13 protein-coding genes are annotated in these 12,023 nt (G+C 71.2%); 5 read left to right on the forward strand and 8 right to left on the reverse strand.

All coding sequences use genetic code 11. The annotated features are described in order from the left end of the window. Nucleotides 1–52: 52 nt before the first annotated feature. Genes OIE53_RS12770 through pgsA form a run of 4 tightly spaced genes read right to left on the reverse strand, consistent with a single transcriptional unit; the run spans nt 53 to nt 3,299 of the window. The gene (locus OIE53_RS12770; protein ID WP_327026821.1) at nt 53–559 is read right to left on the reverse strand and encodes a hypothetical protein; all 507 of its coding nucleotides are present in this window, start codon (nt 557–559) and stop codon (nt 53–55) included. Between the two features lie 26 nt (nt 560–585). Then, on the reverse strand, nt 586–1,746 hold the full coding sequence (locus tag OIE53_RS12775) for a glycosyltransferase family 4 protein (RefSeq protein WP_327026822.1): 1,161 nt from the start codon (nt 1,744–1,746) through the stop codon (nt 586–588). Between the two features lie 13 nt (nt 1,747–1,759). Beyond that, a complete protein-coding gene (locus tag OIE53_RS12780; protein ID WP_327026823.1) occupies nt 1,760–2,638 on the reverse strand; it encodes a phosphatidylinositol mannoside acyltransferase in 879 nt (292 codons plus the stop codon). Nucleotides 2,639–2,666: 28 nt separating this feature from the next. Next, nucleotides 2,667–3,299 (reverse strand): phosphatidylinositol phosphate synthase, encoded by a 633-nt coding sequence (gene pgsA / locus OIE53_RS12785; RefSeq protein WP_327026824.1) that lies wholly within the window; start codon nt 3,297–3,299, stop codon nt 2,667–2,669. A 241-nt stretch (nt 3,300–3,540) separates the two neighbouring features. Here pgsA and OIE53_RS12790 point away from each other — a divergent pair, with 241 nt between their 5' ends. Further along, complete coding sequence (locus OIE53_RS12790; protein WP_327026825.1) at nt 3,541–5,691, forward strand: elongation factor G-like protein EF-G2; 2,151 nt, start codon at nt 3,541–3,543, stop codon at nt 5,689–5,691. A gap of 66 nt (nt 5,692–5,757) precedes the next feature. Here OIE53_RS12790 and OIE53_RS12795 read toward each other — a convergent pair whose 3' ends face one another. Further along, nucleotides 5,758–6,756, reverse strand: coding sequence for an aldo/keto reductase (locus OIE53_RS12795; RefSeq protein ID WP_327027171.1), 999 nt, complete (start codon nt 6,754–6,756; stop codon nt 5,758–5,760). Nucleotides 6,757–7,039: 283 nt separating this feature from the next. Between OIE53_RS12795 and OIE53_RS12800 the strand changes: the two genes are divergently transcribed. Continuing rightward, complete coding sequence (locus OIE53_RS12800) at nt 7,040–7,768, forward strand: EcsC family protein (protein WP_327026826.1); 729 nt, start codon at nt 7,040–7,042, stop codon at nt 7,766–7,768. A 97-nt stretch (nt 7,769–7,865) separates the two neighbouring features. On the opposite strand, the gene OIE53_RS12805 is transcribed toward OIE53_RS12800, so the two are convergent. Beyond that, complete coding sequence (locus OIE53_RS12805) at nt 7,866–8,066, reverse strand: DUF397 domain-containing protein (protein ID WP_327026827.1); 201 nt, start codon at nt 8,064–8,066, stop codon at nt 7,866–7,868. Beyond that, nucleotides 8,063–8,902 (reverse strand): DUF5753 domain-containing protein, encoded by an 840-nt coding sequence (locus OIE53_RS12810; protein ID WP_327026828.1) that lies wholly within the window; start codon nt 8,900–8,902, stop codon nt 8,063–8,065. Before OIE53_RS12810 ends, OIE53_RS12805 begins: the two co-directional genes overlap by 4 nt. 186 nt (nt 8,903–9,088) lie before the next feature. On the opposite strand from OIE53_RS12810, the gene OIE53_RS12815 reads away from it, so the two are divergent. After that, nucleotides 9,089–9,427, forward strand: a complete 339-nt coding sequence (locus tag OIE53_RS12815) for a hypothetical protein (RefSeq protein WP_327026829.1) — start codon at nt 9,089–9,091, stop codon at nt 9,425–9,427. A 282-nt stretch (nt 9,428–9,709) separates the two neighbouring features. Then, on the forward strand, nt 9,710–10,342 hold the full coding sequence (locus tag OIE53_RS12820; RefSeq protein WP_327026830.1) for a DNA-processing protein DprA: 633 nt from the start codon (nt 9,710–9,712) through the stop codon (nt 10,340–10,342). 168 nt (nt 10,343–10,510) lie between these two features. Here OIE53_RS12820 and OIE53_RS12825 read toward each other — a convergent pair whose 3' ends face one another. Beyond that, complete coding sequence (locus OIE53_RS12825; protein ID WP_327027172.1) at nt 10,511–11,023, reverse strand: HIT family protein; 513 nt, start codon at nt 11,021–11,023, stop codon at nt 10,511–10,513. Nucleotides 11,024–11,236: 213 nt separating this feature from the next. Here OIE53_RS12825 and OIE53_RS12830 point away from each other — a divergent pair, with 213 nt between their 5' ends. Then, nucleotides 11,237–11,986 (forward strand): D-Ala-D-Ala carboxypeptidase family metallohydrolase, encoded by a 750-nt coding sequence (locus OIE53_RS12830; RefSeq protein WP_327026831.1) that lies wholly within the window; start codon nt 11,237–11,239, stop codon nt 11,984–11,986. Nucleotides 11,987–12,023: the final 37 nt, after the last annotated feature.

The following is a 12,023-nucleotide window of genomic DNA, read 5'->3' on the forward strand; positions in this document are numbered from 1 at the left end:
TCGCAGCGCCGGTGGCCTGGAATGTGGCCCCCGTCACCCACGACGGCCCTGGTCAGCGGGGGGAGACGTCCACGATCGGCACGGTGAGGGTCGGGTCGTCGATGTCGAAGTAGCGCGGCCAGGTGTGCCGTCGTCCCATCCGGAACAGGCGCACCAGGCGGCGGCTGCGCGCGGTACGGGCGTCGCGGACCAGGTCGGTGTGCACCTGGCGGGCCAGGGCGAGTCGCCGGCTGGCCGCGATGACCGCCTCGCAGTCCGGGTCGGCCGGGTCCAGTTGGACCGCCCGCAGTTGCCGGGTCAGGTCGTTCTCGGCCGCCTCCCGCTCCTGGGGCTCGGCGTCCAGGGCGATGCGGGCCGCCGCGTACAACTCGACGCCGTAGCGGCGTTCGGCCAGCACCGCGGCGGCGGCGGCGCGGCGCAGCAGGTGGGCGTCCAGGGCACGGGCCGCCAGCTCCGCACGAGCCTGCAGGCGCTCGACCCGACCGGCGGTCCAGATCAGGTACGTCGCCACCAGGGCGACGACCACCGTCGCCCCCACCACCCACCACATGCCCGGCATCGTAGTGCTGCTCCCGTTCCTCCCGGTCAGTCCAGTCCCACCCACTCCTGGTCGATCACCCGCCCGTCGGTCGCCTCGATCGCTGCTGCGTATACCTCCAGAACCCGGCGGGCAACCACGGGCCAGTCGAAATTCGCCACCACCTGGTCGCCGCAGGCGGTCAACTCCGCCCGGGCGGCCGGATCGTCCAGCAGTTCGGCGAGGGTACGGCCCAGGGCGGCGGCGTCACCGGTGGGGAACAACCGTCCGGCCCGTCCGTTGTCCAGCACCCGGCGGAAGGCGTCCAGGTCGCTGGCGACCACGGTGGTACCGGCGGCCAACGCCTCGGTGAGGATCATGCCGAAGGACTCGCCCCCGGTGTTCGGCGCCACGTAGAGGTGCACGCTGCGCAGCATCCGGGCCTTCTCCGCCTCGGGCACCAGCCCCAGGAAGGTGACCCGGTCCCGAAGCTCGGGGGGAAACCGGTCGAACAGGTCGTCCGGGTCGCCGGGGCCGGCGACCAGCAGGCGCAGCCCGGGTCGCCGGGGGGCCAGCTCGACGAAGGCGTCCCGCAGGATCGGGAAGCCCTTGCGGGACTCGGTGAACCGGCCCAGGAAGCCCAGGGTGCCGCCGCTACCCGGGCCGCACTCCCCCGGCCAGCCGGGCAGCGGGGGCATTCCGGCGAACTTGGCCACCGCCACCCCGTTGGGGATCTCCACCGCACCGCCGTCGAGGTGCTCCACCTGCACCTTGCGGGCCAGGGCACTCACCGCGATCCGGGCGGTGATCCGTTCCAGCACGATCTGCAGGGCCCCCTGGGCGGCCGACAGCACCCGGGACCGGGTCATCGCGGTGTGGAAGGTGGCCACCACCGGCCCGCGGGCGGAGAGCACCGCGAGCATGGAGATGCTCAGGGTCAGCGGCTCGTGCACGTGCAGCACGTCGAAGTCGCCCCGGGTGATCCACCGGCGGACCCGGGCGGTGGAGACCGGGCCGAAGGCGATCCGGGCCACCGAGCCGTTGTACGGCAGCGGCACCGACCTACCGGCCGAGACCACGTACGACGGCAGGGGGACGTCCTCGTCCGCCGGGGCGAGCACGCTCACCTCGTGGCCGAGCCCGATCAACGCCTCGGCGAGGTCCATGACGTGGTTCTGCACCCCGCCCGGCACATCGAAGGAGTACGGACAGACGATGCCGATCCGCATTGCGCCCGTCCCCTCAGTCCAGCCACATCCGCTGCAACATATGCCAGTCTTGCGGATGCCGCGCGATGCCCGCCGCCAGACCGTCGGCGATCAGCTGGGTCAGCGACCGGACCCGGGTGTCCAGGGCGCCTTCTTCCGGACCCGGCACCGGCAGCGGACCCTCGATCGCCGCGCGGGCCGCATCCGGTTCGTACCACAACGAGGCCACATACAGCGGCGCTCCGGTGCGCAACGCCAGCAGAGCCGGACCGGCCGGCATCCGGGTCCGGCCGCCGAAGAAACTGACCTCCACCCCGCGGGCGGACAGGTCCCGGTCGGCCAGCAGCGGCACCACCGCCCCGGCGTTGAGCCGGTCGGTCAGCACGTCCAGGGGTGGCCGGTGACCACCGGTGGTGGGCAGGATCTCCATGCCCAGCCCTTCCCGGAAGGCCACGAACCGCTGGTAGACCGCCTCCGGCTTGAGCCGCTCGGCGACCGTGGACAGCGGCCAGCCGTTGGCCACCACCCAGGCCCCGGCCAGGTCCCAGTTGCCGGCGTGTGGCAGGGCCACCACCGCACCCCGTCCGGCGGCCACGTCGGCGGCGAGCAGCTCGGCGCCGTCCAGCCGGAAGGTGGACAGCACCTGCTCCCGGCTCAGCGAGGGCAGCCGGAAGGCCTCCATCCAGTAGCGGGCGTACGACCGCAGGCCCGCGCGGACCAGGTCGTCCAGTTCGGCCTCGGGCAGCTCCGGGCCGACCACCCGGCGCAGGTTGGCCCGCAGCCGGGTGACGCCGGCGCCCCGACGACGGTGGGCCCGGTCGGCACCGGCGTTGAAGGCCGCCGCGGCCACCGGGCGGGGCAGGGCCCGGACCAGTCGCCAGCCGGCGACGTAGCCGAGTTCGGTGAGATTCACCGGCACCCCCGGGGTCGGGCTGTGCCGCTCACCCCTGGCCGCCCGGCACGTCGACCTGCTGGGCCTGCCGGTAGACGAACCGCATCCGCTGCCCCACGGTGAACAGGGACACCGCCGCCAGCAGCCACAGGGCGATCGGCAGGGCCACCGGGTGGACCAGTTCGGCGAGCAGGCCACCGATCCCGACGATCAGCAACCGCTCGGTGCGTTCGGCGATGCCGACGTTGCCGCTCATGCCGAGCCCTTCGGCGCGGGCCTTGACGTACGAGACGAGTCCACCGGCGGCCAGGCAGATCAACGCGGCGGCCGTGCCGGCGCGGTCCCCCTGCCCGGCCAGGTAGAACGCGACCGCGCCGAACACCGCGCTGTCTGCCACCCGATCCATGCTGGAGTCCAGGAACGCGCCGAATCGGGTGGATCCGCCACTCATCCGGGCCATCGTCCCGTCGAGCATGTCGGTGAGCGCGAAGACCGTCACGATCAGCGCACCGGCGACCAGGTGGCCGCGGGCGCCGAAGCCGAGGGCGCCGACGAGCACCCCTACGGTGCCCGCGACGGTGACCGCGTTGGGGGACACGCCCGCGCGCAGGAGGCGGCGGGCAATCGGCTCGACGACGCGGGTCATCCCCGCGCGGACCGACACTTGGAAGATCTTCGCCATGGCGGTCCCACGATAACGGTCGGCCCGGCGACGGCAACAACGCCGGTCCTAGCCAAGAGGGTTGTGCCGGTCGGCCATCGGGTGTGGGATCGAGGGGGGGAGGGTGACCCAGCTCACCCGACCGCCCGTTGACTGCCCGGTCCGGGGCGAACCACCGGAGGATGATCGCCGCGGTACCCCGTCCGGGCCGCATCCCGTCGCGCGCGGCGGTCGCCACCACCGGCTGAGGGAGGTGCGCCCGATGGCGCAGAAGAGTCAGGACAAGCACGCCACCGGGGTGCCGGTGGTGACGGACCCGGCGAAGATTCGCAACGTGGTGCTCGTCGGGCACTCCGGTGCGGGCAAGACCACCCTGGTCGAGGCGCTGCTGGCGGCCACCGGCACCATCTCCCGCGCCGGTTCGGTCGCCGAGGGCACCACGGTCTGCGACCACGACCCCGCGGCCGTACGCCAGCAGCGGTCGGTCGCCCTGGCCTGTGCGCCGCTGATGCACGACGGCATCAAGGTCAACCTGCTGGACACCCCCGGGTACGCCGACTTCATCGGCGAGTTGCGGGCCGGGCTGCGGGCCGCCGACGCCGCCCTGTTCGTGGTCTCCGCGGTGGACGGGATGGACGCCGCCACCGCCGCCCTGTGGGAGGAGTGCGCCGCGGTCGACATGCCCCGGGCGGTGGCGGTGGCCCGGCTGGATCACCCCCGCGCCGACTTCGACGAGGCGGTGGCGCTGTGCCAGCGGGTCTTCGGCGACAACGTGCTGCCGCTGTACCTGCCGATGCTCGGCGATGACGGGGTCTCCACCGCCGGCCTGCTGGGGCTGATCACCCGGCGGGTCTTCGACTACACGGAGGGGCTGCCCGCCCAGGTGCGTGAGCCCGACCCGGAGCACCTGCCGGCCATCACGGAGTCCCGGGACGAACTCATCGAGGGGATCATCGCCGAGAGCGAGGACGAGACCCTGATGGACCGGTACCTGGCCGGGGAGGAGATCGACCCCGCCGTCCTGGTCGAGGACCTGGAGAAGGCCGTGGCCCGGGGCCACTTCTACCCGGTGGTACCGGTCTGCGCGGCCACCGGGGTAGGGGTGGACGCCCTGCTGGAGGTGCTCACCGCCGGTTTCCCCTCGCCGCTGGAGCACACCCTGCCCGCGGTCACCGGGGTGGACGGCTCCCCCCGGCCGCCGCTGACCTGCGACCCGGAGGGTCCCCTGGTCGCCGAGGTGGTCAAGACCACCATCGACCGGCATGTCGGCCGGGTCTGCGTGGTGCGGGTCTTCTCCGGCACCCTGCGCCCGGACCAGACGGTGCACATCGCCGGGCACGGGCTGGCCGAACGCGGCCACCCCGACCACGACGCCGACGAGCGGGTCGCGCACCTCTACAGCCCGCTGGGCGCCACCCTGCGTGAGGTCGGTGCGGCGGTGGCCGGGGACATCTGCGCGATCACCAAGTCCGGCAGCGCGGAGACCGGGGACACCATCTCCGCCAAGGAGGACCCCCTGCTGATCGCCCCGTGGGAGATGCCGGAGCCGCTGCTGCCGGTGGCGATCGTGGCCCGGACCCGCTCGGATGAGGACGCACTGGCCCGCAACCTGGGCCGCCTGGTGGCCGGCGACCCGACGATGCGGCTGGAACGCAACCCGCAGACCCATCAACTGGTGCTCTGGTGCATGGGCGAGGCGCACGCTGACGTGGTCCTGGACCGGCTGCGCGCCGGCGGGGTGGAGCTGGACACCGAGCCGGTCAAGGTGGCGCTGCGGGAGACCCTGACCGCACCGGCGGCCGGGCACGGCCGGCATGTCAAGCAGTCCGGCGGGCACGGCCAGTACGCGGTCTGCGACATCGAGGTGGAGCCGCTGCCCCGGGGCGCCGGCTTCGAGTTCGTCGACCGGGTGGTCGGCGGGGCGGTCCCGCACAACTACATCCCCTCGGTGGAGAAGGGGGTACGCGCCCAGATGGAACGCGGCCTGCTCGCCGGACACCCCGTGGTGGACCTGCGGGTGACCCTGGTCGACGGCAAGGCGCACAGTGTCGACTCCTCCGACGCGGCCTTCCAGACCGCCGGGGCCCTGGCCCTGCGCGACGCCGCCGGCAAGGGCCGACCGGTGCTGCTGGAGCCGGTCGACGAGGTGACCGTGCGGGTGCCGGACGGCAGCGTGGGCACCGTGCTGGGTGACCTGTCCGGCCGTCGGGGCCGGGTGCTCGGCACGGAACCGGACCCGCAGGCCGAGGGGCGCAGCCTGGTCCGGGCCGAGGTGCCCGCCACGGAGCTGCTGCGCTACGCCGTCGAACTGCGGGCGTTGACCGCCGGGGCGGGCACCTTCCGCCGCCACTTCGTGCGGTACGACCCCATGCCGGAGCACCTGGCGGACCAGGTCCGCAAGGAGCACGCCTGAGGCCGGGTGGCGGGCGTACCCCGGTTAGGGCCGCCCGCCCGAGGGCCGGGCCGAGGGCCGGGACGGTCAGGGGCGGGCGGTGGGGAGCATCGGGCTGGGCCAGTAGGGGCGGTCGGCGGCCCGCAGGGCGGCGGCGCGCAGGGCGGCCAGTCGGTGTTCGACCTCGGCGAAGTGGTCCGGGGTGAGTGGGCCCAGGGTCAGCGCGGCGGCGTTCTCCTCGACCTGGGCCACCGTGCGGCAGCCTGGGATCGGGATGGTCCGGTCGCTGCGGGCCCAGATCCAACCCAGCGCCCCCTGGGCCAGGGTACGGCCGTCGGCGGTCAACGCCTCCCGGACGGCCTGCACCCGGCGCAGCCACTCCGGGGCGGGACGACCACCCCGGAACCACTCCAACCAGCCTGAGGTCATACCCCGGATGTCGTCGTGGGGCAGGATCGAGGCGGGGTGGTACTTGCCGGTGAGCAGCCCCATGCCCAGCGGCCCCCGGTTGACGCTGGCCAGGTCGTACTTCTCGCACAGGTCGAGCAGTTCCGGGGCGTCGCGCAGCACCGACAGGCTGTGCTGCACGGCGGCGGCGTGCGGGGCGTCGCCGAGGGCGGCGGCCCGGTCGGTGCGGTCGGTGCTCCAGCCGTACGCCCGGATCAGGCCCTCGGTGACCAGCTCCTCCAGGGTGCCGATCAGCTCCTGGGCCCGGGCCACCGGCAGGTCGGCCAGGTGCAGTTGATACAGGTCGATCCGGTCGGTGCCCAGCCGCCGCAGCGAGGCCCGTACGGCCCGGTGCAGGTAGGCCGGTGAGGGGTCCGTACCGGTGGCCTGTCGGGTCTGCTCGTCGAAGGTGTAGCCCCACTTGGTGGCGATCACGGCTCCGTCGCGCCGCCGGGCCAGGGCCCGCCCCAGGAGGCGCTCGCCGTGCCCGGCGCCGTAGGTGTCCGCGGTGTCGAACAGGGTCACCCCCAGGTCCAGGGCCCGGCGGATCGCCCGTACCGACTCGGCGTCGTCGACCGCCCCCCAGCCCAGGGGGGTACGCCCCTCCGCCCAGGGACCGGCTATCGCCCAGCAGCCCATGCCCAGGGCGCTGACCCCGATGCCGCTGCGACCCAGCGTCCGTCTCGACTCCGCCACCGGCGCATCGTGCCATCCCCAGGGCGGTGCTGGGCAGATATTCATCACGATCATCCGTACGAGGGACCGGGCCGCACGGATCAATCCGCCGCGGAAAGCACCCGGTTCGGCCACGGCGAGTGGCCGGCGTCGGACATCCGTCTTATGTAGATCTTCTATGGACGGTCCTCTACTCTGCACCTTCACCCGACCGACGCTCTCTTTCTAGCCAGTGAAACGGAGAATCATGGAAGCGAACGAAGGCGACCCGGGCGAACGTGGTGAGGACAAGTCCAATGCCATGGTTCGCTTCTTCCAGGACATGACGGTCAAGGTCGTCCGAGATGGGGTCGGCCCGATCACCGGATCGGTCACCTATGCACAGGACCGGCTCAGCAAGGCCCTCCCGGCCACAGAGGGCTCGATCATCGACTCCGACGGCCAAGCCCTGGACGGTAAGGCGCGGGAAGCAGCAGTCGAGCGGGTGATCGATCGACTGATCATGGAGTCGGTGGCAGCCTCTTCGACGAACGGGTTCGTCACTGGCCTGGGCGGTTTCGTGGCCATGCCCGTCACGATCCCCGCGAACATCGCCGGGTCACTGGTGATCAACGCTCGACTCGTCGGGTCGATCGCGCACCTGCGGGGCTACGACATCTCGGACCCGCACGTCCAGACCATCATCATGCTCACCACGGCAGGCGGGACGCTGGCGAGCAGCCTCCACGGGGTCGGGGTCAAGATCGGAACGAAGCTGACCGCGCAAATGATCAAGGCGATCCCGGTCACTGCCATCCGACAGATCAACGCGCGAGTCGGCTTCGCGCTCCTCGCCAAGTACGGGACGCAGCGGTCCGTGATCACCTTGGCCAAGGGCATCCCGATCGCCGGTGGCCTCGTCGGTGCCGGGGTGGATGCCACCCTGACCGCTCTGGTCGGTAAGGCAGCCAAGGCGAACTTCCCGGCATCCATCTGACGCCACCCCGGTCCTCCGGGGGAGGGCAGTCCGACCAGCGACGGCTGCCGTGCTGACCGCCGGAACCGGAGAGGGCGGAGGGTCCAGGACGGCCGGGCTAGCCCGCTGAGTCGGCCTTGAGCCCGGTCAGGAAACCGGCCCAGGCGGAGGCGTCGAAGGTGAGCATCGGGCCGCTGCGGTCCTTGGTGTCGCGGACATCCACCGCACCGCCACCGAACCGCACCTCGACGCAGTTGGCATTGTTGGAGCTACGGGAGGACTTGAACCAGCCCTCCCCGGAGCTGTACGACGAGGTCACGTCATCTCCTTGGCGATCTGGCGGATCAGGTCGAGCGAGTCTTCCGAGCCTAACGCCCGCTCGCGCGCCTCGGCGAAGGTGACCTGATAGTCGGTGACCCGGGTGGACTGGTCGATGATGTCGATGGAGGTCAGCACCTCCTGCCAGACCAGGTCGGGCAGCCGGGGAGACGGAAACGACAGGATCTGGAAGGAGCCGCCCAGCGCCGGGTGCGCTCCGGCGGCGAAGGGCAGCACGCGGATCTCGAACTGCTCTGGTCGCTCGACCGCCAGCCGCACCAGGTGGTCAAGCTGCTCGCTCATCACGGCCGAGCCGCCGACCTGCTGGCGTAGTGCGCCCTCGCCGAGCAGCGCCGTCATTCGGAGCGGGTTCTCGGTGTGCAGTCGCGCCTGCCTGGCCATCCGCGCCGTCACCCGCCGCTCCACCTCGGTCAGGCGGATGGTCGTCGTCCCTCCGGCGATGACCGCTCGGGCGTACTGCTCGGTCTGCAACAGGCCGTGCACCAGCTCGTTGTCGTAGAAGCGGATGTGCTCGGCACCGGCCTCGTAGCCGAGGAAGCGGATGAACTCGGCCGGAAAGAGCTGGCCGTACTCGTGCCACCACGCGCGTCGACTGGCGCCCAGGCGCAGCTCCTCCAGCTCGGCCGCCTCCTCCGGCTCCAGTTCGTAGACCTCGATGATCCGAGCGAGGCGGGAGGCAGGGAGCTTCACCCGTCCCGACTCCACTCCCGAGACGTACGCCTGGATGATGCCGATGGCGCGACCAGCCGCCGCTGCGGTCAGACCGACCTCCTCGCGGCGCTGGCGTAGCCGCATTCCCAGCTCCCACGCCTGCACGACCGGCGACTGTCCTGGCTGGACCGGCGACTGACGCACACCCGAGGGCCTTGCGGACGGCACGGACATCTACGACCTCCCACTCCGACGAGGATGGCTCCCAGTATTCTCGTCGTGACACTTGATATCAAGCTTTGTCAGGTGCATCCTCATCTAAGTTTCGGACAACGAGTGGGAGGAGGCGGCATGTCGAGTGCGGTCATGTGGATATCCCGGGAGCCGGAGGTGCGGTACGCCCTGTCGCTCTGCCGGGTGGTCGACCCGGGCACCCGCGACGAGCGGTACGACCTGCTCGGAATCATCCAGGTGCCGGCCGGTGAGCGTGATCCCGACACGCTGCGCGACCAGCTCCGGCGGTGGGCGCTGGCCACCCTGGCGACCGGCGGCTACGGCTTCGGGCGCTACTACGCGAGCTACTCCACCCTCGACGAGGACGACGAACCCCACAGATCCATCGCGGACGACGACATCAACTGGTCCGGCACCCAACTCCTGGTCCCCGCCGAACCACCGACTGATGACTGAGCCGTCGATGACAGCGACGATCGAGCGGGCCGCCCTGGTGGCCCTCCTCCGCCGTCCCCAGGCTCGCTGGTCGGAGACGGCCCTGGACATCCAGGAGAACGGCAGCGCCAAGGCCGTCCTCGACCGCACAGTCGGCCAATCTGACACCCTCTTCCCAGACACGGATTCGACGGCCAAACTGGTCGACGCTGCCGCCGCCGAGATCGCCGACTGGCAGCGGGAAGGGGCGTCCACGCCTTCTTCGACGCCACCTATCCCGCCCAACTGCTCGGCATCCGTGAGATGCCACCACTCCTGTTCAGCCGAGGCGACCTACGGGTCTATGACCGGGCGGTCGCCGTCGTCGGCAGCCGCAAGGCAAGCAGGGACGGACTACGCATCGCCCAAGCGGTCGCCACCACCCTGGCGGGACGTGGGGTGACCGTGGTCAGCGGGCTCGCCGCCGGCATCGACACTGCCGCACACACCGCCGCCCTGGAGGCGGGAGGACGCACCGTCGCCGTCATCGGCACCGGAATCCGCCGGCACTACCCCGCAGACAACCAACGCCTCCAGGACCACATCGCCGACGTCGGGTTGGTGATCTCCCAGTTCTGGCCCGATGCCCCGCCGAGCCGCCAGAGTTTCCCCATGCGCAACGCCGTCATGAGCGGATATGCAGTCGCCACTGTTGTCGTTGAGGCAGGCGAGACCAGCGGAGCGCGCATTCAGGCCCGACTCGCCCTCCAGCACGGCCGCCCCGTGGTTCTCACGAATCAGGTCATGCAGTGCGACTGGGCCAAGGCGTTCGCCGAAAAGCCCGGTGTCTACGTCGTCCACGGCACAGCGCAGTTGTTGGAAGCCGTCGATGACATCCTCAATGACCAACCCACCGAAGCTGGCCTGGAGAACTTCCCTGACTTCGCACTCCACTGACCATCGCTGGACCATCATCCGCCGATACGTCGAAGTTCAGCGCGGCTACCTACGCAATCCGCTGCCGGCGTACCCCTGATCTGTCCCACGTGCCGCGGTCTTCGGTGTGAGCGCACCGGTCCGCTGGCGCGGCTCACCTGAACCGCTTCACCGTGCGATACGGCCTGCTCAGCTGGGCCAGGCGCGCAGGAGCAGGTCGCGGGTGTCACCGAGCAACTGCGGCAGGACCTTGGTGCGGCCGATCACCGGCATGAAGTTGGCGTCGCCGCCCCATCGGGGCACGACGTGCTGGTGCAGGTGGGCGGCGATGCCCGCGCCGGCCACCCCGCCCTGGTTCATCCCCAGGTTGAAGCCGTGGGCGTTGCTGACCTTGCGGATCACCCGCATGGCGGTCTGGGTGAAGGAGGCCAACTCGGTGGTCTCCGGCCCGTCCAGGTCGGTGTAGTCGGCCACGTGCCGGTAGGGGCAGACCAGCAGGTGGCCCGGGTTGTACGGGTACAGGTTGAGCACCACGAAGACGTGCTCCCCCCGGGCCACCACCAGGCTCTCCTCCTGGGTTCGGCCGGGGGCCAGGCAGAAGGGGCAGCCGGAGGGCTTCTCGTAGCCCCCCTCGGGCCGGTCCTCACCGGAGATGTAGGTCATCCGGTGGGGGGTCCAGAGCCGGTCCAGCCCGTCTGCCATGTCCCTGTCGGTGTGCTGCTCGTCCGCCCCAGTCACACGGCGATCCTACGTACCGCGTGGGGGCGGTCCGCCACCCGCACCGTGCGGTATCCGGTGACCGCGGCCGGCGATGAGGTCCGTTCGCAGATGGAAACCAGGATTTATTGACGATTACATCGACATCGGTAAAACTTTCAGTCCCCTCACCTCGAAGATCGTCGATTTGGAGTGGCTGTGGAACGACGTACCGTCCGGCACCGTCTGGGGCGTGCCCTCACCGCCTGCGTACTGGCCGCGCTGGCCAGCCTGGCGGCGGTGGCCGCCACCGGCACCCCCGCCCAGGCCGACGCCTGCTACACCTGGGGTCGAGCCCTCTCCTCCGGCATGACCGGGGAGGACGTACGCCAGTTGCAGATCCGGGTCTCCGGCTACCCCGGCTACGGCGCGGTGCTCACCCTGGACGGGGCGTACGGTCCCGCCACCCGGTCGGCGGTGATCCGCTTCCAGCAGGCCTACGGCCTGGCCGCCGACGGGGTGGCCGGTGCGCAGACCTTCAACCAGATCTACGCCCTGCAGGACCCGGACTGCACCCCGGTCAGCTTCAGCTACGCCGAGTGGAACCGGTGCAACAGCGACTGGTCCGGCGGCGCGGTCCCGGCCAGCACGGCACGGTTCAACGCCCTGGTCTCGATGTGGAAGCTCCAGGCGATGCGCCGGGCCATGGGCAACGCCCCGCTCTACTTGAGCAGCGGATTCCGCAGCTACTCCTGCAACAGCGCGGTCGGCGGCGCCGGCAACAGCCGACACCTCTACGGCGACGGGATCGACCTGGTCGGGTCGCACTCCTTCTGCGCGCTGGCCCAGCAGGCCCGCAACCACGGGTTCACCAACATCCTCGGCCCGGGATACCCCGGACACAACGACCACACCCACCTGGGCACCTCGCCCAGCCGGTCCTGGTCGGCACCGAGCTGCGGGATCTGAGGCACCCATGCGACGGCGGCCCCACCGAACGGGGGGC

The sequence above is a fragment of the Micromonospora sp. NBC_01739 genome (assembly GCF_035920385.1).
Taxonomy (GTDB): domain Bacteria; phylum Actinomycetota; class Actinomycetes; order Mycobacteriales; family Micromonosporaceae; genus Micromonospora.